The organism is Arcobacter sp. CECT 8985, assembly GCF_004116495.1.
Classification (GTDB): domain Bacteria; phylum Campylobacterota; class Campylobacteria; order Campylobacterales; family Arcobacteraceae; genus Malaciobacter.
Genome location: NZ_PDKC01000010.1, coordinates 35157 through 57916 on the forward strand (window position 1 = coordinate 35157; position 22760 = coordinate 57916).

The 22760-nt window shown below is 29.3% G+C and carries 35 protein-coding genes; 32 read left to right on the plus strand and 3 right to left on the minus strand.

Going from position 1 to position 22760, the window contains the following annotated elements; all coding sequences use genetic code 11:
- The first annotated feature begins 13 nt into the window (after window positions 1–13).
- The gene (gene truD / locus CRU93_RS06195) at window positions 14–1078 is read left to right on the plus strand and encodes a tRNA pseudouridine(13) synthase TruD (protein ID WP_129103321.1); all 1065 of its coding nucleotides are present in this window, start codon (window positions 14–16) and stop codon (window positions 1076–1078) included.
- A 91-nt stretch (window positions 1079–1169) separates the two neighbouring features.
- Entirely contained in the window at window positions 1170–1526 is a 357-nt protein-coding gene (locus tag CRU93_RS06200) for a hypothetical protein (RefSeq protein WP_129103322.1), read from the plus strand.
- A gap of 12 nt (window positions 1527–1538) precedes the next feature.
- On the opposite strand, the gene CRU93_RS06205 is transcribed toward CRU93_RS06200, so the two are convergent.
- Entirely contained in the window at window positions 1539–3716 is a 2178-nt protein-coding gene (locus CRU93_RS06205; protein WP_129103323.1) for a methyl-accepting chemotaxis protein, read from the minus strand.
- A 115-nt stretch (window positions 3717–3831) separates the two neighbouring features.
- Here CRU93_RS06205 and ruvA point away from each other — a divergent pair, with 115 nt between their 5' ends.
- From ruvA to CRU93_RS06230, 5 genes are all read left to right on the plus strand, one after another.
- Window positions 3832–4395, plus strand: a complete 564-nt coding sequence (ruvA, locus tag CRU93_RS06210) for a Holliday junction branch migration protein RuvA (RefSeq protein WP_129103324.1) — start codon at window positions 3832–3834, stop codon at window positions 4393–4395.
- Window positions 4396–4413: 18 nt separating this feature from the next.
- The gene (locus CRU93_RS06215) at window positions 4414–5454 is read left to right on the plus strand and encodes a D-alanine--D-alanine ligase (protein WP_129103325.1); all 1041 of its coding nucleotides are present in this window, start codon (window positions 4414–4416) and stop codon (window positions 5452–5454) included.
- A complete protein-coding gene (locus CRU93_RS06220; protein WP_129103326.1) occupies window positions 5455–6174 on the plus strand; it encodes an alpha/beta fold hydrolase in 720 nt (239 codons plus the stop codon).
- On the plus strand, window positions 6161–7597 hold the full coding sequence (locus CRU93_RS06225) for a UDP-N-acetylmuramoyl-tripeptide--D-alanyl-D-alanine ligase (RefSeq protein WP_129103327.1): 1437 nt from the start codon (window positions 6161–6163) through the stop codon (window positions 7595–7597). Before CRU93_RS06220 ends, CRU93_RS06225 begins: the two co-directional genes overlap by 14 nt.
- A gap of 244 nt (window positions 7598–7841) precedes the next feature.
- Window positions 7842–8330, plus strand: a complete 489-nt coding sequence (locus CRU93_RS06230; RefSeq protein WP_129103328.1) for an HIT domain-containing protein — start codon at window positions 7842–7844, stop codon at window positions 8328–8330.
- 12 nt (window positions 8331–8342) lie between these two features.
- Here CRU93_RS06230 and CRU93_RS06235 read toward each other — a convergent pair whose 3' ends face one another.
- On the minus strand, window positions 8343–8627 hold the full coding sequence (locus CRU93_RS06235; RefSeq protein WP_129103329.1) for a hypothetical protein: 285 nt from the start codon (window positions 8625–8627) through the stop codon (window positions 8343–8345).
- 158 nt (window positions 8628–8785) lie between these two features.
- On the opposite strand from CRU93_RS06235, the gene CRU93_RS06240 reads away from it, so the two are divergent.
- A complete protein-coding gene (locus CRU93_RS06240) occupies window positions 8786–10030 on the plus strand; it encodes an FAD-binding oxidoreductase (protein ID WP_129103330.1) in 1245 nt (414 codons plus the stop codon).
- Window positions 10031–10056: 26 nt separating this feature from the next.
- Here the strand turns inward: CRU93_RS06240 and CRU93_RS06245 are convergent, their stop codons facing one another.
- Complete coding sequence (locus CRU93_RS06245; RefSeq protein ID WP_129103331.1) at window positions 10057–10473, minus strand: hypothetical protein; 417 nt, start codon at window positions 10471–10473, stop codon at window positions 10057–10059.
- A gap of 295 nt (window positions 10474–10768) precedes the next feature.
- Here CRU93_RS06245 and rpsJ point away from each other — a divergent pair, with 295 nt between their 5' ends.
- The 24 genes from rpsJ to CRU93_RS06365 all read left to right on the plus strand — a co-directional run bounded on the left by rpsJ (window position 10769) and on the right by CRU93_RS06365 (window position 22755).
- Window positions 10769–11083, plus strand: a complete 315-nt coding sequence (rpsJ, locus tag CRU93_RS06250) for a 30S ribosomal protein S10 (protein WP_079577065.1) — start codon at window positions 10769–10771, stop codon at window positions 11081–11083.
- A 15-nt stretch (window positions 11084–11098) separates the two neighbouring features.
- Window positions 11099–11677 carry a 50S ribosomal protein L3 gene (gene rplC, locus CRU93_RS06255; protein WP_129103332.1) on the plus strand — a complete coding sequence of 193 codons (579 nt, stop codon included), beginning with the start codon at window positions 11099–11101 and terminating at the stop codon, window positions 11675–11677.
- Window positions 11674–12285, plus strand: coding sequence for a 50S ribosomal protein L4 (gene rplD / locus CRU93_RS06260; RefSeq protein ID WP_129103333.1), 612 nt, complete (start codon window positions 11674–11676; stop codon window positions 12283–12285). The genes rplC and rplD overlap by 4 nt, the downstream gene beginning before the upstream one ends.
- A gap of 2 nt (window positions 12286–12287) precedes the next feature.
- A complete protein-coding gene (locus CRU93_RS06265; protein ID WP_129103334.1) occupies window positions 12288–12569 on the plus strand; it encodes a 50S ribosomal protein L23 in 282 nt (93 codons plus the stop codon).
- A gap of 12 nt (window positions 12570–12581) precedes the next feature.
- On the plus strand, window positions 12582–13409 hold the full coding sequence (gene rplB / locus CRU93_RS06270; protein ID WP_129103335.1) for a 50S ribosomal protein L2: 828 nt from the start codon (window positions 12582–12584) through the stop codon (window positions 13407–13409).
- Window positions 13410–13418: 9 nt separating this feature from the next.
- Window positions 13419–13697, plus strand: coding sequence for a 30S ribosomal protein S19 (rpsS, locus tag CRU93_RS06275; RefSeq protein WP_129103336.1), 279 nt, complete (start codon window positions 13419–13421; stop codon window positions 13695–13697).
- A gap of 4 nt (window positions 13698–13701) precedes the next feature.
- The gene (gene rplV / locus CRU93_RS06280; protein ID WP_129103337.1) at window positions 13702–14034 is read left to right on the plus strand and encodes a 50S ribosomal protein L22; all 333 of its coding nucleotides are present in this window, start codon (window positions 13702–13704) and stop codon (window positions 14032–14034) included.
- The gene (gene rpsC, locus CRU93_RS06285) at window positions 14034–14732 is read left to right on the plus strand and encodes a 30S ribosomal protein S3 (protein ID WP_129103338.1); all 699 of its coding nucleotides are present in this window, start codon (window positions 14034–14036) and stop codon (window positions 14730–14732) included. Before rplV ends, rpsC begins: the two co-directional genes overlap by 1 nt.
- A 2-nt stretch (window positions 14733–14734) precedes the next feature.
- Window positions 14735–15160, plus strand: a complete 426-nt coding sequence (gene rplP, locus CRU93_RS06290; RefSeq protein ID WP_129103339.1) for a 50S ribosomal protein L16 — start codon at window positions 14735–14737, stop codon at window positions 15158–15160.
- On the plus strand, window positions 15147–15332 hold the full coding sequence (rpmC, locus tag CRU93_RS06295; RefSeq protein WP_129103340.1) for a 50S ribosomal protein L29: 186 nt from the start codon (window positions 15147–15149) through the stop codon (window positions 15330–15332). The genes rplP and rpmC overlap by 14 nt, the downstream gene beginning before the upstream one ends.
- Window positions 15333–15348: 16 nt before the next feature.
- Window positions 15349–15603 (plus strand): 30S ribosomal protein S17, encoded by a 255-nt coding sequence (rpsQ, locus tag CRU93_RS06300; protein ID WP_099342169.1) that lies wholly within the window; start codon window positions 15349–15351, stop codon window positions 15601–15603.
- A complete protein-coding gene (rplN, locus tag CRU93_RS06305) occupies window positions 15603–15971 on the plus strand; it encodes a 50S ribosomal protein L14 (protein WP_129103341.1) in 369 nt (122 codons plus the stop codon). The genes rpsQ and rplN overlap by 1 nt, the downstream gene beginning before the upstream one ends.
- A 2-nt stretch (window positions 15972–15973) precedes the next feature.
- On the plus strand, window positions 15974–16210 hold the full coding sequence (rplX, locus tag CRU93_RS06310; RefSeq protein WP_128989419.1) for a 50S ribosomal protein L24: 237 nt from the start codon (window positions 15974–15976) through the stop codon (window positions 16208–16210).
- A gap of 2 nt (window positions 16211–16212) precedes the next feature.
- A complete protein-coding gene (rplE, locus tag CRU93_RS06315; RefSeq protein WP_129103342.1) occupies window positions 16213–16761 on the plus strand; it encodes a 50S ribosomal protein L5 in 549 nt (182 codons plus the stop codon).
- On the plus strand, window positions 16761–16946 hold the full coding sequence (locus tag CRU93_RS06320; RefSeq protein WP_129103343.1) for a type Z 30S ribosomal protein S14: 186 nt from the start codon (window positions 16761–16763) through the stop codon (window positions 16944–16946). The genes rplE and CRU93_RS06320 overlap by 1 nt, the downstream gene beginning before the upstream one ends.
- 13 nt (window positions 16947–16959) lie before the next feature.
- Window positions 16960–17358 (plus strand): 30S ribosomal protein S8, encoded by a 399-nt coding sequence (gene rpsH, locus CRU93_RS06325; RefSeq protein WP_129103344.1) that lies wholly within the window; start codon window positions 16960–16962, stop codon window positions 17356–17358.
- A gap of 9 nt (window positions 17359–17367) precedes the next feature.
- Window positions 17368–17901 carry a 50S ribosomal protein L6 gene (gene rplF / locus CRU93_RS06330; RefSeq protein WP_129103345.1) on the plus strand — a complete coding sequence of 178 codons (534 nt, stop codon included), beginning with the start codon at window positions 17368–17370 and terminating at the stop codon, window positions 17899–17901.
- Window positions 17902–17911: 10 nt separating this feature from the next.
- Window positions 17912–18271 (plus strand): 50S ribosomal protein L18, encoded by a 360-nt coding sequence (gene rplR / locus CRU93_RS06335; protein WP_129103346.1) that lies wholly within the window; start codon window positions 17912–17914, stop codon window positions 18269–18271.
- 9 nt (window positions 18272–18280) lie between these two features.
- Entirely contained in the window at window positions 18281–18724 is a 444-nt protein-coding gene (gene rpsE, locus CRU93_RS06340) for a 30S ribosomal protein S5 (RefSeq protein ID WP_099342177.1), read from the plus strand.
- 4 nt (window positions 18725–18728) lie between these two features.
- The gene (gene rplO, locus CRU93_RS06345) at window positions 18729–19127 is read left to right on the plus strand and encodes a 50S ribosomal protein L15 (RefSeq protein WP_129103347.1); all 399 of its coding nucleotides are present in this window, start codon (window positions 18729–18731) and stop codon (window positions 19125–19127) included.
- A gap of 2 nt (window positions 19128–19129) precedes the next feature.
- Complete coding sequence (secY, locus tag CRU93_RS06350; protein ID WP_129103348.1) at window positions 19130–20392, plus strand: preprotein translocase subunit SecY; 1263 nt, start codon at window positions 19130–19132, stop codon at window positions 20390–20392.
- Between the two features lie 2 nt (window positions 20393–20394).
- Window positions 20395–21171 carry a type I methionyl aminopeptidase gene (gene map / locus CRU93_RS06355; RefSeq protein WP_129103349.1) on the plus strand — a complete coding sequence of 259 codons (777 nt, stop codon included), beginning with the start codon at window positions 20395–20397 and terminating at the stop codon, window positions 21169–21171.
- 1 nt (window position 21172) lies between these two features.
- Window positions 21173–21391 carry a translation initiation factor IF-1 gene (gene infA, locus CRU93_RS06360; protein ID WP_129103350.1) on the plus strand — a complete coding sequence of 73 codons (219 nt, stop codon included), beginning with the start codon at window positions 21173–21175 and terminating at the stop codon, window positions 21389–21391.
- Window positions 21392–21498: 107 nt separating this feature from the next.
- Window positions 21499–22755: a GGDEF domain-containing protein gene (locus tag CRU93_RS06365; protein ID WP_129103351.1), complete on the plus strand. Its 1257-nt coding sequence runs from the start codon at window positions 21499–21501 to the stop codon at window positions 22753–22755.
- Window positions 22756–22760 lie beyond the last annotated feature (5 nt).

Below are 22760 nucleotides of genomic sequence, written 5' to 3' on the forward strand. Positions count from 1 at the left end.
CAAGGGATAAAAATTGAATAATTTACAAAGATACTTAAATCACTCAAATATAGATGTAGTATTTAAGCAAACTAAAGATGACTTCGTTGTAACAGAAGTACCTTTATATGATTTTACGAATGAGGGTGAACATTTAATTATTAAGTTTAGGAAAAAAGAGTTAACTACTTGGGATGCAGTCTCTATATTTGCAAGCCATTTAGGTTGCTCTCCTAGAGAAATAGGATATGCAGGATTAAAAGATAAAAATGCAATGACAATACAAAGTATTTCTGTTAATAAAAAATTTGAAGATAAACTAGGATCATTTGAGCATGAAAAAATAAAAATTCTTGACACTACTTATCACAAGAATAAAATTAAAATAGGTCATTTAAAAGGTAATAAATTTTTTATTAGATTAAAAAGAGTAACACCTGTAAATGCAAAAATAATTCAGCAAGTATTAGCACAACTTGCAATCTTTGGAATGCCTAATTATTTTGGATATCAACGATTTGGAATAGAAGGCGATAACTATAAAAAGGGTGAAGAAATTGTAAATGGTCAAAGAAGAGAAAAAGATAGAAAATTAAGACAAATGTATGTAAATGCCTATCAAAGTTATCTATTTAATAACTGGTTATCAAAAAGAATTGAAGTTTCAAAGTTAGTAGAAGGTTTTGAACCAAAAGAGATATATGAAAAATTACATTTACCATTAGACTTAGTAAAGCAAATGAAAGATCAAAAACATCCATTTAAAATAATGTTAGGTGATTTATTAAGTCACTATCCATTTGGTAAAATATTTTATGCTGAAGATTTGAAAACAGAATCAACTAAATTTTTTGATAAAGATAGGGTTCCAACTGGATTATTATGTGGTAAAAGAGTTAAACTTGCACAAGATTATGCTTTACAATATGAAGAAGAATTTACAAAAACGATGAAGGAAGACGGAGCAAGAAGATTTGCTTGGGTATTTCCTTCTGATATTGAAAGTAATTATAAAGAAGATAAAAACTGGATGGAGTTATCTTTTTATCTTCCAAAAGGTTCATACGCAACAGAATTTATTGCAGAATTAATACATTAATTGAAAAAACTATTAAAAGTGTTATAAATTCTCAATTATGTTAAGTTAAAAAAAGATAGACTTATAATAAAGTCTATCTTAAAGGTGATATATGAATTCTGAAGAGCTAATAAAAGAGTTGTGTGATGTAATCAAAGAGTCTGAAGAAAATGCAAGTTTAATTTATGAGAACTTTGAATATATTCAATCTTATATCAACTCATCTAACTTATCTATGAAAGTTAAAGGCCAAATTAATGACAAAATATCTACTTCACTAGGTGTTCTTCAACACCAAGATTTACATAGACAAAAAATAGAGAGAGTTGTAAATTTTGTTTGTGATAAATATGATATTGATAAGTCAAAATATAATATTGCTGATTCAGCTAAAATAATAGATAAAAATGATGGTGATATTGTAAGTGATGATGAACTAGAAGCCTTAATCAAACAGATGCAAGGCTAAATAAAAGAAGATTTAATCTTCTTTTATTTTTATATTATTTAACTCATTAAATATATCTGATGCTATAATCTCAACATCTTTTGCTTTATTATTAAGTGAATCATTATCCTCTTTGTTAGCATTTGCATCTACTAACACTTGAAGTTTTTTTTCTAATTCTTCAGTTAATTGATCAATTTTTTCTGCATTTTGCATTTTTGCATTTTCTGTTTGTTTATATGTTGTTATCCAGTTTAAAATTGAATTGTTTTTTGCAACTTTCCATGAATTATAACTGCCAAGTTTAGAATAAACTTCATCTTTTTGTTTTAATATTCCAACTTTAACTTTTGCTGTATCATATACTAAATCAACATTTGAAACACCTTTTCTAGACTCTTCTAAAAAGTTTGCTCTAGAAGCAGCAGTTACAAGTGAATCAGACATACTTGCAATATAAGATGACATTTTTGAAATATCTTCTGCAACTTTTGCATTATTCTGTGTTGCAATATCTAGATTATTTATTGCATCATTTATTTGTACAATTCCTTTTTCTTGTTCTCTTGATGCAACAGCTACACTATCAATCATATCTATAGTATTTGAAATATGTGTAGTAAGCTCTTTATATCCTTCAATCATATTATCAGATATTGATTTGCCTTTTGTAGTTTTTAAAGTAGCATCTTCTACAAGTTCTTTGATCTCTCTTGCAGCATCTGCACTTCTATTTGCAAGATTTCTTACTTCTTGAGCAACTACAGCAAAACCTTTACCAGCTTCTCCAGCTGTTGCAGCTTCAACTGCAGCATTAAGTGATAATATATTTGTTTGAAATGCAATTTGATCAATGATTTCAATAGCTTCATTTATTGCACTTACTTTTTTATTTATCTCTTCCATTGAACTAGCTGTAGTATTTGCCAAATCCATACCATTTTTAGCCGAGCTAGTTACATTTTGTGCAAAATTTGACATATTAACAGCTGCTTCAGTATTACCTTTTATATTTGCAGTAATCTCTTCTAGTGCAGCAGCAGTCTCTTCTAAACTAGCAGCTTGTTCTGTTGATGAAGAAGATAGTTTATCAGATGCTTTTGATAACATATGAGTACTATTACTTAGTTCATCACCTGTATTCATTATCATTGCTAAAATTTCAGAAGTATTATTTCCTACTAATTTGATTCCTGCTGCAAGAGAACCTAAATCACCAAATATTCCTTTATCATTAATTTTATAATCAAATTTAGATTCAGAATAAGCTTTTAATGTATCATTTATTTTATTTAGAGTCTCTCTTGTTGATATAATCATTTTATTTAGATTATTTTTCAAATCCTCAACATATGGATTTGCAGCAGTTGCTTTTACATCATAAACAAAGAAACCATTACTTGTTTTTTCAAGTACATCATTTGCTTCTTCTATAACAATTTCATCCTTTTTTATACCTTCTTTTACTTTATCCATATATTTATTAAATAGATTTGCAACTTCGCCAATTTCATCTTTTGATTCAATTTCAAGTTTTATATTAGTGTTATTAGAAGTAATTAAGTTTTCAAATCCTTTTTTTAGTTTGCCAATAGGATTTGTTGCTCTTTTTACTACTACTAAAACTAATCCAATAGTAATCCATCCAAGTAATGTTGATATAATTAAAATTTCAATTAAAAGATCATAAACTCTACTATCAGCTTGATTAAGGGAGAAAGTTAAATCCATAACTCCAATAACATCACCTTTTTGTTGATTTGCGTGACACATCAAACATTCTTGTGTTGCAATCATTGGTTTAATCATTCTTAAACTATGTTTATCGTCCTCATTTATTTCTAATATTTGAGCTTTTTTACTTTTGAAAGATTTTAAAATATCTTGATCATTTGTAAATTTTGTACCAGGTGCATAAAGCTCAATAAGAGGTTTACTTTTTGCTACAACTAATTTTTTAACTCCATCAATTCCTCTTGCTTCTTCTTCCGCTTTTTGAATATGCTCTGGATCCCCTGTGTTCATTGCATTTCTTAAACTCTGAAACATTGCAGTATTTAGCATTTTTAGATTCTTTTTTGTAACCGAAATAGAATCTTTTTTAACGCTTTGTGTTGTGAAATAAACAACTGTTAAACTGCTCATTGTCATAAGAATCAGTAAAGAAAATATAATTTTATTACTGATTTTTTTCATTACGATATCGAGCATCCCCAAACCCCTTTTTTTTAAGTTTATTTATTATATAATGAATTTTATTTATAAAAGATTATTGACACTGTAAATTGTTAAAAAATTTAAAAAGTGACACAAAAGAGAATAGAAAATGATTGTTGGCATTGAAGGAAAGATTGAAAAAAAAGAACCGACATTATTACATATAAATGTAAATGGTCTTATATACGAAGTATTCGTTTCTGTTAATTGTAGTGCAAAAATTACAACAAATGTAGTCAAACTTTTTACTACTTATATTATCAGAGAAGATGCACAAACTTTATATGGGTTTTTAGACATAAATGAAAAGAAATTATTTGATACAGTAATAAAAATAAATGGTGTCGGACCTAAAGTTGCCCTGGCAATTTGTTCGACTTTTACTCCAGGGTCTTTCTCTCAAATAGTAAGTGCAAATGATGTATCAATGCTAAAAAGAGTTCCTGGAATTGGTCCAAAAGGAGCAAGTAGAATTTTGGTTGAACTATCTGGCTTTGTTGTTGATAGTGAAGATCCTGATGAAAATAGCAATGCTACAAGTACACTTGAAGCATCTTTAGCATTAGAATCACTTGGATTCAAAAAAGATATGGTTGCAAAAATTCTTAAAACGTGTAGTGCTACAAATACAAGTGATTTAGTAAAAGAAGCACTAAAAAAATTACAAAAATAGTTCATTTAGGAGATTAGATTGAAATTAGGTATAGTTTTTGGCGGGGTTTCATATGAACATGAAATTTCAATTGTTTCAGCAATAGCAATGAAAGATGTAATAAACACACAATTAGTTTATATATTTTTAGATCAAAATAGAGATTTTTATTTAATTCCAAATGATAAAATAAAATCAAAACTTTTTAGTAGTGGTGAATATAAAAAATGTGAAAAACTTTCATTACAAAAAGATGCATTTTTTACACAAAAAGGGTTTTTATCTAAACCAAAAGAGATTGAAGTTGATTTATTTTTAAATATGATGCATGGTGGAGATGGAGAAGATGGTGTAATTTCATCACTATTTGAATTCAACAATCTAAAATACATCGGACCAAGAAAAGAAGCTTGTAGCGTAAGTTTTAATAAATTCTTGACTAAAGGTTATGCTTCAAGTTTGAATATAAAAACAATTGAATATAAATATTTTACTAAAAATGATGAAGTTGATATTGAAGAATTTCCTGTAATTATTAAACCAGTAAGACTTGGAAGTTCAATTGGTGTATCAATAGTTAAATCAACAGAAGAACTATTATATGCACTTGATGTAGCTTTTGAATTTGATGATGCAGTAATAATTGAGCCATTTATTTCTGGAGTAAAAGAGTATAATCTTGCTGGTTGTAAAATAAATGATGAGTTTGAATTTTCAATTATTGAAGAGCCTCAAAAGGCTGATTTTTTAGACTTCAATAAAAAATACTTAGATTTTGCTAGAACAAGTACAGCTTTAAAAGCAGATATTTCAGAAGAGTTAGAAATAAAAATAAAACAGAGTTTTAAAACTATTTATAATACACTTTTTGATGGAGCATTAATAAGATGTGACTTTTTTGTAAAAGAGGGTGAAGTGTATTTAAATGAAATAAACCCAGTTCCAGGTAGTATGGCAAATTATTTGTTCTCTAATTTTGATGAAGTTATTAAAAAACTATCTAATAGTCTTCCAAAAAGAAGAAATATTATAATAAACTATGAGTATGTAAATAAAATACAAGCTAGTAAAGGTAAGTAATTGGCTATTAAAAATGTAGTTATATTTGATAGAGAGTTTGATATTTCTTATGAGATAGTAAACCCAACTGCAAAAAAGGACATTGTCTTTTTACATGGTTGGGGAAGCAATAAACAAATAATGAAAAATGCCTTTTCCAATACACTACCAAATTTTAGACATATTTATATTGATATGCCAGGTTTTGGTAAAACTTCAAATGAATACATTCTTCAAACTGTAGATTATGTAGTTATAATTGATAAGTTTTTACAAGCTATAAACTCTGTGCCTACTGCAATTGCTGGACATTCTTATGGTGGAAAAATTGCTACTTTACTAAAACCACAAAATTTGATATTATTAAGTACTGCCGGTATTTTAGAAGAAAAAAGTTTTAATGTGAAATTAAAAATACTTTTTTCAAAAATTTTAAATAAACTTGGCTTGAAAAATTTCACTAAAATTTTTAGAAGTAAAGATGTAGATTCAATGAGTGAAAATATGTATGAAACTTTTAAAAATGTTGTAAATGAAGACTTTACAACACAATTTGCTGAATTTCCAAATAATGCATTGATTTTTTGGGGAGAAGATGATACTGCAACTTCATTGGATTCAGGAAAAAAAATATCACAATTAATAAAAAAATCAACTTTTAAATCATATAAAGGAGATCACTATTTCTTTTGTAAATACGCAAAAGATATAGCAAAGAGTATAGAAGATGGAATATTTTAATTTATTTACTGAAATAATTTTTATTATGGCATTGGGTTGGTATTTGATTACAAATCTACAATGGTATAATTATAAATTAGAAAGAGTTGTTCTTAAACACCATAAGCAAGAGTGGCATTTTACTTATTTTGTCTTTCCAATTCTTATTTATTACCTTTTAGAACCCATTGCTTTTGATATATTCTTTTATGTATTTTATTCACCATTATTCTATTTTTGGAATAAAAAATTAGATAGACCACTTGTATTAACTTCAAGGGTAAAAAGATTTTTGGCAATACTATTGTTTATTACATTTGCAATTCAAGCGCTTTGTTTAGCAAGTGATAGTTGTGTATTTTCACCAATTTTTGTTCCTTTAATTTTAGCTTTTGTAATTTCAACGATTTTAGAAAAGATATTTTTTATATCATTTAAAAATCAAGGTAAAAAAAGAGTACAAAGTATGAGTGATTTAAAAATTGTTGCTATTACTGCTTCTTATGGTAAAACATCAATGAAAAATTACTTATATCAAGTTCTTAAAAACAAATTTGCTACATATAAAACACCTAGATCTGTAAACACAATTGCAGGAATTGTTTTAGATGTAAATAGAGATTTACCTACAAATACAGAAGTTTATATTGCAGAAGCTGGGGCAAGACAAGAGGGTGATATTGCAGAAATAACTGAATTTCTAGAACCTCAATATTGTGTAGTTGGAAGTGTTGGTGAACAACATATTGAATATTTTAAAACTTTAGATAATATTATTAAAACTAAATCAGAATTATTAAGATCACCAAGAATGTTGAAAGGTTTTGTACATGAAAGTGTACCTTTACAACCCCATCCTTCGATTATAAAATTTCCTGACAATCTAAATATCACACACAGTAATCTTGATGGAATTTGGTTTGATGTAAAAATAAATGGAGAACTCCAACATTTCCATGCACCTCTTCTTGGAAGCTTTAACGCAATAAATCTTACTGCTGTTATTTATGTTGCTTTAGAACTTGGAATGAGTCTAGATGAGATTAAAATGTCATTTGAGAACTTAGAGTCAGTTCCTCATAGACTTCAACTAATCAAAGCTGGTGGAAAAATAATAGTTGATGATAGCTTTAATGGAAATCTTGAAGGTATGCTAGAAGCTATAAATATATGTTCTACTTATGAAGGAAGAAAAGTAATCATTACTCCTGGATTGGTTGAATCTACAGATGAAGCAAATATTCTTTTAGCTAAGAAGATAAATAAATATTTTGATATTGCAATAATTACTGGAAAATTGAATTCTCATCTATTAAGTGATAACATAGACCAAGAAAAAATCATCATACTAAAAGATAAATCTATTTTAGAAGATACACTTGCAAAACAAACTAGAGCAGGGGATTTAATTCTTTTTGCAAATGATGCACCAAATTTTATATAGTTTTATAAGGATAAAACAACTCGTTGTTTTCTTTAGAGTTTGCTACTTTAAGGATTTTTTATAAATCCTGCTAAAAGTAGATAATAAAATAAAGGTCCCTTCAAAACTGGGACAGTTTTAAATAAAAACAACTCGTTGTTTTCTTTAGAGTTTGCTACTTTAAGGATTTTTTATAAATCCTGCTAAAAGTAGATAATAAAATAAAGGTCCCTTCAAAACTGGGACAGTTTTTAAGGATAAAAAAATGGAACACTTATATGCACCTTGGAGATACTCTTATGTTACAGATGAAAAAATTGAAGGGTGTGTTTTTTGTCATATTTCAAAGCATGTAGAAGAAGAAAAATATCAAGTTCTTTTTAGTGATGAATTTTGTTATGTAGTGATGAATAAATTTCCTTATTCACCAGGACATTTGATGGTTATACCTCATTTTCATACAGATAAAATAGAAGAACTTGAAGATCAAGTATGGGCAAAAATGAGTGTAAGAATTAGACAAGCAGTTAAGTTACTAAAAGAACAAATGCCTTGTGAAGGTGTAAATATAGGAATGAACTTGGGAAAAGTAGCAGGGGCAGGAATCGCTCAACATGTTCATTATCACGCATTACCTAGATGGGCTGGTGATACTAATTTTATATCTACTATTGGTGGAACAAGAGTTTATCCAGCTGATTTTAATGAAATATTTAAGAAGTTAAAAGATAACTCTTCTAAATATTTTGTTTAAATAGAAGAAATTTTATTCTTCTATATTTCCTTCATGAGCAGAGTGCTCTTCTAACATAGCTTCTATTCTATCATATATATCTTGAGCTTGATCATCACTCATTTTATTTTCTTTTATTGCAAGTACTATGTTTTGTAACTCAACTAAAAAATCTTCCATTTCTCTTGATTCATCCATAGTATCTTCACTTTTATCACCATCTTCCATAAGTTTATGTAAGTCTTGGATATAAGATTCTACTTCTGGTATCATTGTTGTATTTACAACTTCAAGTAACTCTTCTTTTATTTGGCTCATGTATATTCCTAAAATTTTTTCTGATTATATAAAAGATACTCTTAATGTTACTAAATTATAAAATCTAAATTAAAAATATATAGTGCTATAAATATTTTTTTTAAAATCCAAAAATTTGTTGTATCATATATTGATTATATATTTGTGAAGGATATTTTATGAAAAAAGATGTAGTAATTATTGGTGGAGGAATTGTTGGATTAAATTGTGCTTACTTTTTGCAAAAAAGTGGAAGACAAGTTACTATTATTGATGAAAATGATATCACAAACTCTACATCATTTGGAAATGCAGGTCTTTTATCTTCATATGATAAAACACCATTAAGTTATCCTGGTGTAGTATTAAATACATTGAAACTAATGCTAAAAGGCCAATCACCTGTTATTTTACATCCAAGTGCTGATTTGAAATTATATAATTGGTTGATGAAATTTGTATTAAGTGCAAATGAAAAAAGATGTAAAAAAACAATGATGCTTTTTGAAAAATTTGGAGAAGAATCATTACAGTTTTATGAAAAAATGATAAAAGAAGATAACTTAGATTTTGATTATCATAGAGATGGAATGTTATCAGTGTTTACTGAAGATAAAAGTTATGAAGCTAAGTTAAAAAAATATAATGAACCAGATGATGATAGATTTGAGATATTAAACTACTCACAAATCAAAGAGTATGTACCTACAATCACTTCAAAAGCAAAAGGTGCAATACTATTTAAGAAAAATGCTCACTTTGATTCTAAGAGAGTTATGAGTGAATTAAAAAGACATTTAGAAGAAGTAGGCGTAGAGTTTATTTTAAATGAAAGAGTAGAACAGTTAGAAATAAAAAATGACAAAATAAAACATATTATAACTTCAAGTGGAAATCAATACAAAGCAGAACATACTATTATGTCAACTGGATACCAAACTTTACTTGCAAATCAATACAAAAAAGATTTGATGATGACACCAGCAAAAGGTTATAGTATCACTTTTGAAATGCCAACAGAGTTAAAACCAAAAACTTCTACACTATTTAATGATTTATTTATTGTAATGACTCCCAGAAGAGATAATGTAAGACTTACTTCAAAATTAGAAATAGGAAGTACTGATCCAAAAGTAATACAAAAACAAATAGATAGTATAAAAAATAACTTCTTTACATATAATCAATCATTTGATATGAAAAATGAAGTTACTTGGACAGGCTTTAGACCACTAACTCCAAATGATATTCCATTAATTGGAAAAGATGAAAAGATAAATAACCTTACATATGCAATGGGACTAGGATGGCTTGGTATGACATTTGCTCCTGCAGTTGGCTCAATAATAAGTGATTTAATAGTAAATGACAAGAAAAATGCACAAAGTGATGGTATTTTATTATTTTCTGGATTTTATCAGTAATATTTTAGATAATCAAAAATGATTATCTAAAATACAAAAGCTATATCAGTTAGGTTTAACTGATACATAGTAACTTTAACACCAGCAGAATCAACTACATTATATATAATAGTATATTCATCAGGATTTTCAATGTCTGGATTATTTTTTGCAAACTCTTCAAATTTCTTATTATCTATCATTGAATAGATAAATTGAGCTTTTTCTTTAAACTTATCATTATTGATATATAAATCAAATATTTGTTTGTGTTGAACCTTATCATACTTATTTACAAAGTTTTTATTGTATAGTTCTTCAACTAAATCTGATTTGTTAAATTCATTAGTATTATATAAATAGTAATCTTTGTGTAAAAGTTCATTTAGATTTTCACTAATTAGAAAATGGTTGTATCTTATATAATCTTCATCTTTTGAGATTTCATTAATATATTCAATCATATTGCTCCTTATTATATGTAAAAGTTTATTGTAATATTACTTTTATAAGAATTAATTTTAATATTTCCTTTTTAAAAGGAATAAAATAGTAAAAGTTGGTATTAATATAGCAAATAACTTAAAAAAACTGAATATTAGCAATATATTCCTTATTAAAAGGAAATAAATTTAAATATTTTTTTAGAGGATGCCCATAATTGTTGACTTTTTAGTGGAAATAAGTTATAATCCGCGTCCATAAAATATAGTTAGGGTGCTTTTTTGGTACATCTAACGAGTTCTTTAAAGGAAAAAAATGGAAAAAATTAGATTAAAGCTTAAAGCTTATGATCATAGAGTTTTAGACAGAAGTGTTGCTTCTATTGTTGAAGCTGTAAAAAGAACTGGTGCTGAGTTGAGAGGTCCTATTCCTCTTCCAACTAAAATCAGAAAATATACAGTTCTTAAAGGACCTCACGTAAATAAAGACGCTAGAGAACAATTTGAGATCAGAGTACACAGCAGAATTATTGATATTATTGCTGCAACTCCAGATACTGTTGATTCTTTAATGAAACTTGATTTAGCTCCAGAAGTGGACGTAGAAGTTAGATCAATGGGTCAAGAATAAAAGAAAGGGTAAAAAATGGAATTCATAGTTGAAAAAATCGGTATGAGCAGAACTGTTTCAGTTCCAAGTGTTCCTGTTACACTTTTAAAAGTTCTTGATACAAAAGTATGTGAGATCACTGAAAACAGTAAAGCAATCGTAGCTTATTCAAATGGTAAAAAATTTAATAAAGCTATCGAAGGGCAACAAAAAAAATATAGTTTAAGTAAAGAGTTTAACAGATTTGCAACAATGACTGTAGCAAATACTGAAGCTGGTGACTTAGATGTTTCTGGATTATCTGAAGCTACTGTTTTAAAAACAACTTTTAAAACAAAAGGTAGAGGATTTGCTGGTGTTATGAAAAGATGGAACTTTGCTGGTGGACCAAAATCACACGGTTCAAGATTTCATAGAGCTCCTGGGTCAATTGGTAACTGCGAATGGCCAGGTAGAGTTCAACCAGGGCAAAAAATGCCAGGACAGTACGGAAATACAAATGTATCTGTAAAAAATGATGTTGTTTCATTTGATGCTGAAACAGGTATTTTAGTTGTTAAAGGTTCAGTATCTGGACCAAATGGTGCATTAGGAAAAGTAAAGGTTGCTAAATGAGTAAAGCAATAGTATTAAACGAAAAATTTGAAAATAATGGTGAGTTAGAATTACCAGCAAGTTATGCAGAGATTAACTCTCACAACTTATACATTTATGTAAAGTCATACCTTTCATCTTTAAGAGCAAATACTGCTAGAGTTAAAAATAGAACTTTAGTAAGTGGTGGTGGTAAAAAACCAAAAGCTCAAAAAGGTTCAGGTGGTGCTAGATGGGGTTCTAAAAGATCTCCTTTATTTGTTGGTGGTGGACAAATTTTTGGACCAACAAAAAGAAACTACAATCAAAAAGTTAATAAAAAGCAAAAAGCTTTAGCATTATCTTATGCTTTAAATGCTCATGCTGGTCAAAATTCTTTATTTGTAGTTGATTCTGTAAAAGTTGAGTCAGGTAAGACTAAAGATGCAGTGGCAGTTTTAAATAAATTAAATAAAAGAGATACTTTAGTTGTAGTTGATACAATTGATGACAAAACTTATTTAGCATTTAGAAACATTAAAAACTGTTATGTTATTGAAAAGCAAGAAGTTAATGCTTATTTAATTTCTGCATACCATTCAGTACTAATTGAAAAATCAGTATTAGATGCACTAACAAAAGAGGCGTAAAAATGGCAGATATTACAGATATTAAAGCAATATTATATACAGAAAAAACTATAGAACTTCAAGAAAGCGGTGTTATCGTTGTTCAAACTAGTCCTAGAATGACTAAGTCTGGTTTAAAAGAAGTTTTTAAAGAGTATTTTGGTGTAACACCTTCAAAGGTTAACTCATTAAGACAAAGTGGTAAAGTTAAAAGATTTAGAGGAAGATTAGGTAAAAGACCTGACTTCAAAAAATTCTATGTAACATTACCTGAGGGCGCTGAAATAGCGAACCTATCAGCATAAGGAGTATAAAGTATGGCATTAAAAAAATTTAGACCAATAACTCCTGCAAGAAGATTCATGTCTGTTATGGATACTTCTGATATTACTTCTAAACCAACAGTAAGAAGCTTACTTAAAAGAGTAAAAGCAAGTGCTGGTAGAAATAATAACGGTAGAATCACTTCTAGACATAGAGAAGCAGGTGCTAAAAAATTATATAGAATTATAGATTTTAAAAGAAACAAATTTGGTGTTGAGGGTACAGTATCAACAATTGAATACGACCCATACAGAAATTGTAGAATTTGTTTAATCTCTTATGCTGATGGTGAAAAAAGATATATCTTACAACCATCTGGATTAAAAGTAGGAGATAAAGTTCAAGCTGCAGAATCAGGATTAGATATTGTTCCAGGTAATGCAATGAAACTTTTCAGTATCCCTGTTGGTACAATGGTTCATAATATTGAGTTAAAACCAGGTAAAGGTGGTCAAATTGCAAGATCAGCTGGTGGGTATGCTCAAATTATGGGTAGAGAAGACAAATACGTTATCTTAAGATTACCATCTGGTGAAATGAGAAAAATCCTTGGTGTTTGTATGGCAACAGTAGGTATTGTTGGAAATGAATATTACATCAATATGGTAGTTGGAAAAGCTGGTAGAAGTAGACATATGGGTATTAGACCTCAAACAAGAGGAAGTGCTATGAACCCTATTGATCACCCACACGGTGGTGGTGAAGGTAAAACTAACTCAGGAAGACATCCAGTTACTCCATGGGGTATGCCAACTAAAGGTTACAAAACTAGAAAGAAAAAAGCTAGTGATAAATTAATCATTTCAAGAAGAAAGAAGTAAGGGTTTAAGATGGCAAGATCAATTAAAAAAGGTCCATTTATAGATAAGCACCTAATGAATAAAGTTATCAAAGCTGCTGAAGCTAATGATAAAAAACCTATCAAAACATGGTCAAGAAGATCTACTATTTTACCAGATATGATTGGATTTACATTCAACGTGCATAATGGTAGAAACTTTGTTCCTGTATTAATTACAGAAAATCATGTTGGGTACAAATTAGGTGAATTCGCACCAACTAGAACTTTTAAAGGTCATAAAGGTTCTGTACAGAAGAAGGTAGGTTAAGAGAATGAGTAAAGCAATATTAAAATTTATTAGAGTTTCTCCAACTAAAGCAAGATTAATTGCAAGAGAAGTTCAAGGTATGAATGCTGAATATGCAATTGCTTCATTAGAGTTCACTCCTAATAAAGCTGCAGGAATTATTTCAAAAGTTATTGCATCTGCTGTTGCAAATGCAGGTTTAGAGCCAGAAGAGGCAGTTATTACATCTGCTAGAGTAGATAAAGGACCTGTTCTAAAAAGATTTACTCCAAGAGCAAGAGGTAGTGCTTCACCTAAGCATAAACCAACTGCACACATTATGATTGAAGTAGCTGCTGCTGAAAAAGGAGATAAATAATGGGTCAAAAAGTTAATCCAATAGGTTTAAGATTAGGTATTAATAGAAACTGGGAATCTAGATGGTTTCCTTCATTCCAAAAAATGCCAACTAACGTTGCTGAAGATGATAAAATTAGAAAATTCGTTAAAAAAGAATTATACTATGCAGGTGTTGCACAAACTATAGTTGAAAGAACTGCTAAAAAAGTTAGAGTTACTATCGTTGCTGCTAGACCTGGTATTATCATTGGTAAAAAAGGTGCTGATGTTGAAAAATTAAAAGCAAATCTTTCTGCTTTAGTTGGAAAAGAAATTGCTGTTAATATTAAAGAAGAAAGAAAACCACAAATCTCTGGACAACTTGCTGCAGAGAATGTTGCTCAACAATTAGAAAGAAGAGTTGCATTCAGAAGAGCTATGAAAAGAGTTATGCAAAATGCACTTAAATCTGGTGCAAAAGGTATTAAAGTTTCTGTTTCTGGTAGACTTGGTGGAGCTGAAATGGCTAGAACTGAGTGGTACTTAGAAGGTAGAGTTCCTTTACATACTTTAAGAGCTAGAATTGATTATGGTTTTGCTGAAGCTCATACAACTTATGGTTGTATTGGTATTAAAGTTTGGATATTCAAAGGTGAAGTACTTGCAAAAGGTATCCCTGCAGAAAAAGCTGAAACTTCTAAACCAAAAAGAAGACCAAGTAAAAGAAGAGGTAAATAATCATGTTAATGCCTAAAAGAACAAAATACAGAAAGCAAATGAAAGGAAGAAATAGAGGTAAAGCTCAAAGAGGTAACTTTTTAGCTTACGGAGATTTCGGACTTAAAGCTTTAGAACATGGTAGAATTGACTCAAGACAAATCGAAGCTGCCAGAATTGCTATGACTAGAAAAGTTAAGAGACAAGCAAAAGTTTGGATTAAAGTATTCCCAGACAAACCTTTAACTGCTAAACCATTAGAAACAAGAATGGGTAAAGGTAAAGGTGCAGTTGACAAATGGGTTATGAATATTAAGCCTGGTAGAGTTTGTTTCGAAATGGCGGGTGTTAGCGAAGAGTTATCAAGAGAAGCTTTAACTTTAGCTCAACATAAATTACCATTTAAGACTAAAATTGTAACAAGAGATAGCGAAAATGAATTATACTGATATTAAAGATAAAAGCTTAACAGAGTTAAACGAGTTATTAAAAGAGAAAAAGGTGCTTCTTTTTGAATTAAAAGCAAAGCTAAAAACTATGCAGTTAACAAATACATCTGAATTAAAAGCGGTTAAAAAAGACATCGCTAGAATTCAAACAGCAATTACTGCAGCTAAGTAACTTAAGGATCTAGAGTATGAGTACGCATAAAAGAGAGATTCATGGTGTTGTGGTAAAAAGATCTGGAGATAAAACTGCTTCTGTATTAGTTACAAGACAAGTTTTACACCCAAAATACCATAAGACTGTAAAAAGATTTAAAAAATATTTAGTTCATGATGAAAAAAATGAATTAAATGTTGGTGACACTGTAGTTGCGATAGAGTGTAGACCATTATCAAAAACTAAATCTTTTAGATTAAAGAAAATTGTAGCTACAGGAGTTAAATAATGATTCAAAGTTTTTCTAGATTAAATGTAGCTGATAATACTGGTGCGAAAGAGATTATGTGTATCAAAGTTTTAGGTGGCTCTAAAAGAAGATACGCAACAGTTGGTGACGTTATTGTTGCTTCTGTTAAAAAAGCTCTTCCAACAGGAAAAGTAAAAAAAGGTCAAGTAGTTAAAGCAGTAGTTGTAAGAACTCATAAAGAAGTTCAAAGAGAAAATGGATCTTTAATCAGATTTGACGATAATGCTGCTGTTATCCTTGATGGTAAAAAAGAACCAATTGGAACAAGAATTTTTGGACCAGTAGCTAGAGAAGTTAGATACTCAGGTTTTATGAAAATTGTTTCACTTGCTCCGGAGGTATTATAATTATGGCTATCAAATTAAAAATTAAAAAAGGTGATACTGTAAAAATCATCGCTGGTGACGACAAAGGTAAAACTGGTGAAGTTTTACAAGTTTTACCAAAACAAAACAAAGTAATTGTAAAAGATTGCAAAGTAGCTAAAAAAACTGTTAAACCATCAGAAGAAAATAAAGATGGTGGATTTGTTAACAAAGAGATGCCTATTGATATCTCAAATGTAGCAAAAGTAGAAGGTAAATAATTATGGCAGCAAGATTATTAGAAAAATATAAAAACGAAATTAAGCCAGCTTTAGAAGCAGAGTTTCCAAAAAACAAAATGTTAACTGCAAAACTAGATAAAGTTGTTATCTCTGTTGGTGCAGGTGAAGCTATGAAAGATAGTAAATTAATGCAAAACATTCAAGATACTATTTCTTTAATTTCTGGTCAACATGCAGTTAAAGTTATCGCTAAAAAATCAGTTGCTGGTTTTAAAGTAAGAGAAGGAATGCCTGTAGGTGTAAAAGTTACACTAAGAGGTGAAAATATGTATAATTTCTTAGACAAACTTTGTTCTATTGCACTACCAAGAGTAAAAGACTTTAGAGGTCTTAAAAGAAATGGGTTTGATGGTCAAGGTAACTTTAACTTTGGTTTAAACGAACAGTTAATGTTCCCAGAAGTAGTTTATGATAATATCATCAAAACTCACGGTATGAATATTTCAATTTCAACATCTGCAGATAACGATGCTGAAGCATTTAGATTATTAGAGCTTGTTGGAATTCCATTTACTAAAGGAAGAGCGTAATGGCAAAGAAATCTATGATTGCTAAGCAAAAGAGAACTCCTAAATTCTCTTCAAGAGCATATACAAGATGTTCAGTGTGTGGAAGACCACATTCAGTATATAAAGATTTTGGTCTTTGTAGAGTTTGTTTAAGAAAAATGGCTAACGAGGGATTACTTCCTGGTGTTAGAAAATCTAGTTGGTAGGAGAATTTAAGCTATGATGAATGATATAATCGCAGATGCTTTAACTAGAATCAGAAATGCTGCACTTAGAAAATTAGAAGTTGCAACATTATTACACTCAAATGCAGTTGTTGGTGTTTTAGAAGTATTACAACAAAAAGAGTATATTGAGAGTTTCAAAGTTATCGATGGTGAAAATAATAAGAAAACTGTGCAAGTTACATTAAAATATGATGATAATGATAACTCTGTAATCAATGAAATTAAAAGAGTTTCTAAACCAGGTAGAAGAGTTTATAAATCTTTTAACGAATTAAAAAACTTTAAAAGCGGATACGGTACTATTATTGTTACAACTAACAAAGGTATCATTGCTAACGACGAAGCGTATGCTTCAAAAGTTGGTGGTGAAGTACTGTGTACTGTATGGTAGGAGAGTGTAATGTCTAGAATTGGAAAAAAACCTATCTCAATACCAAATGGAATTGAAGTATCAGTAGATGGTACAATAGTAAATGTTAAAAAAGGAAGCAAAGTTTCTTCAGTTGAAACTCATGGTAGAGTTGGAATTGAATTAGCAGATAACAGTGTTGTTCTTACTAAAATTGGTGAACAACCTGAAGCTGCGGCTTTCTGGGGAACTTATAGAGCATTAATTAACAATGCTGTGGAAGGTCTTGATAAAGGATTTTCTAAGTCTTTAGAAATCAACGGTGTTGGTTATAGAGCAGCTGTTAAGGGAAAAGTTCTTGAGCTACAATTAGGATACTCTCACCCAATTAATTACGAAATCCCTGAGGGATTAGAAATTACAGTTGAGAAAAACTTAGTTCACGTAAAAGGTGCTGACAAACAACAAGTTGGTCAAGCTGCTGCAATTATTAGAGGCTTTAGAAAACCTGAACCATACAAAGGTAAAGGTGTTAAATATGTTGAAGAGCATATTGTTCGAAAAGCTGGTAAAACTGCGAAGTAAGGTGTGAGTAATGAGTAGAGCAAAAGAAATAGCAAAAAAGAATGCTTTAAGAATAAAAAGAAAAAGTAGAGTTAGAGGTAATATCTCTGGAACTAGTGAAAAACCTAGACTAACTATTACTAAATCTAATAAATATGTTTCAGCACAAGTAATTGATGATGTTGCTGGTAACACTTTAGCTGCAGTTAATTCTAAAACTTTAGGATTAAGCGTATCTAGAGAGAGTGCTTCTAAAGCAGCTGCTAAATTAGCAGAAGATTTAAAAGCAAAAAATATAGATACTGTTGTATTTGATAGAAATGGTTATCTGTATCATGGTGTGGTTGCAGCTTTTGCTGATGCACTTAGAGAAAATGGAATTAAACTATAAGGGTTAATGATGGCAGCAGTAAATAGAGAAGATTTTCAAGAAGCAATCGTTAAAATCGGAAGAGTAACAAAAGTTGTAAAAGGTGGTAGAAGATTCAGATTTACAGCTTTAGTTGTTGTTGGTGATAAAAATGGTACAGTAGGTTTTGGAACTGGTAAAGCAAAAGAAGTTCCTGATGCAATTAAAAAAGCTTTAGATGATGCATTCAAATCATTAGTAAAAGTTTCTATTAAAGGAACTACTATTGCTCATGATATTGAACATAAGTATAATTCAAGTAAAATTTTACTTAAACCAGCATCTGAAGGTACAGGACTTATTGCAGGTGGTGCAGCTAGACCAGTACTAGAATTATCAGGTGTTAAAGATATTATTGCAAAATCTTTAGGATCAAACAATCCAAATAACCTTGTACAAGCTACAGTTGAAGCTTTAGCTAGAATTAAAGGATAATTAGATGGCATTACATAATTTACAACCAGCTGAAGGTAGTACTAAAAACGTAAAAAGAGTTGGTAGAGGTCAAGGTTCAGGAATGGGTAAGACTTCTACTAGAGGTCAAAAAGGTCAAAAATCTAGAAGCGGATTTAAAAATAAAAGAGGATTCGAGGGTGGTCAACAACCAATCCATAGAAGACTTCCAAAGATAGGATTCTTTTCTAGAGTTGCAAAACCTTATTCAATTAACGTTGATAAAGTTAAAGCAATCTCTACATTAGATGAAATTACTTTAGAAACAATTAAATCAGTATATAAATTATCTAAAGCAGTTACAAAAGTTAAATTAATTGGAGCGACTGCTAAAGATTTAGCATCAAAAATTAAAGACGAAAACGTAACAACTACTGGAAAATAATTATGAGTAAAGATCTTATAAATAAGATTCTTCTTACTTTAGGATTTATATTCCTTTATCGGGTATTGGCATATGTGCCAGTACCTGGTGTTAATATAGATGTAGTAAAAGAATTTTTTGATTCAAATGCGAATAACGCATTAGGTCTTGTTAACATGTTTAGTGGTAATGCTGTATCACGATTAAGTATTATTTCACTAGGAATTATGCCTTACATTACAGCTTCTATTATTATGGAACTTCTTGCAGCAACTTTCCCAGCACTTGGTAAAATGAAAAAAGAGAGAGATGGGATGCAAAAATATATGCAAATCATCAGATATACTACTATTGTTATTACATTGATTCAATCAATTGGTGTTTCAATGGGATTAAACTCTTTGACAGGTCAAGGTGGAGAAAGCGCAATTTCTATTGATATGAATACTTTTGTTGCTGTATCAGCAATATCAATGTTAACAGGGACTATGCTTTTAATGTGGATTGGTGAACAAATTACTCAAAAAGGTATTGGAAATGGTATTTCTTTAATTATCTTTGCAGGTATCGTTTCAGCTATTCCAGGTGCAATTGGAGGAACTATTGATTTAGTTAACAATGGCCAAATGAACTTTTTAACAGTAATTGCAATCTTAGTAGTAATTTTTGCTACAGTTGGTGCAATTATTTATGTGGAATTAGGGGAAAGAAGAGTTCCTGTTTCATATTCAAGAAAAGTTATGATGCAAAACCAAAACAAAAGAGTTATGAATTATATTCCTATTAAAGTGAATTTATCAGGTGTAATTCCAGCTATCTTTGCATCAGCAATTTTGATGTTCCCTGCAACTGTGTTACATGGAAGTCAAAACAAAATTTTAGTAGCTATTGCAGACTTTTTAAGTCCAAGTAGTTATACATTCAATATTATTATGTTTTTATTAGTTGTATTTTTTGCATTCTTCTATGCAAGTATTACTTTTAATGCAAAAGATATTGCAGATAATTTAAAAAGACAAGGTGGATTTATTCCAGGTGTTAGACCAGGAGCTTCTACATCAAACTTCTTAAATGAAGTAGCAGGTAGATTAACTTTATGGGGATCATTATACCTTGCAGCTATTTCAACATTTCCATGGTTATTAGTTAAAGCTATGGGTGTTCCATTTTATTTTGGGGGTGTTGCAGTTTTAATCGTTGTTCAAGTTGCTATTGATACAATGAGAAAAATTGAAGCACAGCAATATACTAGTAAGTATGAAACGCTAAGTGCGGTTGGTCTATAATTATGGCTATTGCAATTAGAAAACCAAATGAAATACAAAAACTTCGTGACGCTAATATTATCGTTGCGAAGACTTTGAATTATCTAAGAGAAAATGTGAAACCTGGTATGACTTTGAAAGAAGTTGACAAAATGGGTGAAGATTTTATCACTAGCTTTGGTGCGAGACCATCTTTTAAAGGACTATATGGTTTCCCTGGTGCTATTTGTACTTCGTTAAATGAAGTTATTATTCATGGTATTCCTGACGACACTGTTTTAAAAGAAGGCGATATTTTAGGTCTTGATATAGGAACAGAGTTAGATGGATGGTATGGTGATGCTGCTATTACAATGCCAATCGGCAAAATTTCAAAAGAAGATGAAGAACTTATTGCTTGTTCAAAAGATTCATTACTTTATGCAATTAGTATAATTAAAGAAGGTATGAGATTTAAAGAGCTTTCTAAAGCAATAGAAGACTTTATCGTTGCAAGAGGTTATCAACCACTTGTTAGATTTTGTGGACATGGTATTGGTAAAAAACCACATGATGAGCCAGAAATTCCAAACTATTTAGAAAATGGTAGTCCAAAATCTGGACCGAAAATTAAAAATGGAATGGTATTTTGTTTAGAGCCAATGATTTGTCATGAAGGAAGAGAACCAGTTATTTTAGAAAATGATTGGGATGTTGTTTCAGAAGATGGATTAAGAGGTAGTCATTATGAGCATACAGTTGCTGTTATTAATGGTAAAGCAGAAATTTTAAGTACAGTAGATAATCAGGGAGAACACTAAAGTGGCAAAAGATGATGTAATTGTTGTAGATGGTAAAGTTATAGAGGCATTACCAAATGCAATGTTTAGAGTACAATTAGATAATGGACATGTTGTATTGTGTCATATTTCAGGTAAAATGAGAATGCATTACATTAAAATTTTACCAGGAGATACTGTAAAAGTTGAAATTACACCTTATTCATTGGATAAGGGTAGAATCACTCACAGATATAAATAAATTTACTAAAAAGAGGCAGCTATTAATAAAATTTGCCTCTTTTTTTTATTCTTTTAGAATAATCTTGATAAAATAATAATAAAATTATAAAGTGAAAAGTTATTATTATGGAAACTACAAAAAAGATTATTAGAGATACTATTAAATCACTTTCAGCAAAAGATATCAAACCTACACCTTCTCATTATGAAAAAGAATTTCAAAAACAAGCAAAGAGTATAGATTATGATTATTATGAATTAAAAGAGTTTGATACAATTTACAAAACATTAAGCGAAGAAGAGCAACTTTTTATAAGAGAGAATAATATATCTACATTTTATGAATTAGTTCATTTACTTTTAAAAAGAGTCAAAAATAAAGAATTAATTGATTTTATCAATCATATTAATTATTTTTTAGTTCCTTCAATTGATCATACAATTGAAGATAGAATTGATATATTAAAAGAAGAATTAAAAAGTAATCCTCAAAAATTAATTAGAAATAGCACTATTAGTAGATTACGAAAATTTACAAATGAAAGAATATCAAGAGATAAAGTAGTTGTTCAAGAAAAAGCAAAAGATGTAAAAAAAGTAATTAGTTTAATGGGTAAATATTTTGATAAGTGTATACTTCAAAGTAATGATACAACAAAACAATTACATGTAATAAAAGAAGAGATAGAAACATTAGAACTTTCTAAACACTCTGTTCGTGATTTGGCAATTCTTCAAGGTAAATTGATTGATAGTATTTATAAAATAGAACATGGTATAGAGTCAACTCAAAGAGATCTATTTAAGGGTCAAAAAGATTGTGTTTATCTTCATAAAGAGATAAATAAACTTCAAAATGAACTAGATAAAGTTACTAAAGAAAAAGATTTGGATTTTTTAACTGGTATTAATAATAGAAGATCATTTATTTCCAATATTGATAAAATAGAAAATGAATATGAAATTTTCAAATCAAAGTATGCAATTGTTTTTTATGATATAGATCATTTTAAATCAATAAATGATAAGTATGGTTTTGAATGTGGAGATACTATTCTTTCTACTTTTGCAACAATTTTAAAAAAACTAACAAGAGAAGAAGATGTTGTTTGTAGATATACCGGTGAAAAATTTGTTTCATTAGTTCATTATACTGAAGAAAATGAAGCAATAGAGTATTTAAAAAGAGTAAAAAATATTATATCAACAAATAAATTTGTTCATAAAGATATAAAATTAAAAGTTCAATTTTGTGCAACTATGGCATTTAGAAATAAATACAATAATTACAAAGAAGCAATAGAGTATGCAGAAGCTCTTATGAATAAAGCAAAACATGAAGGTAGAAATAAAATCATATTAGATTCAGGACTTTGTTTATAAATAAT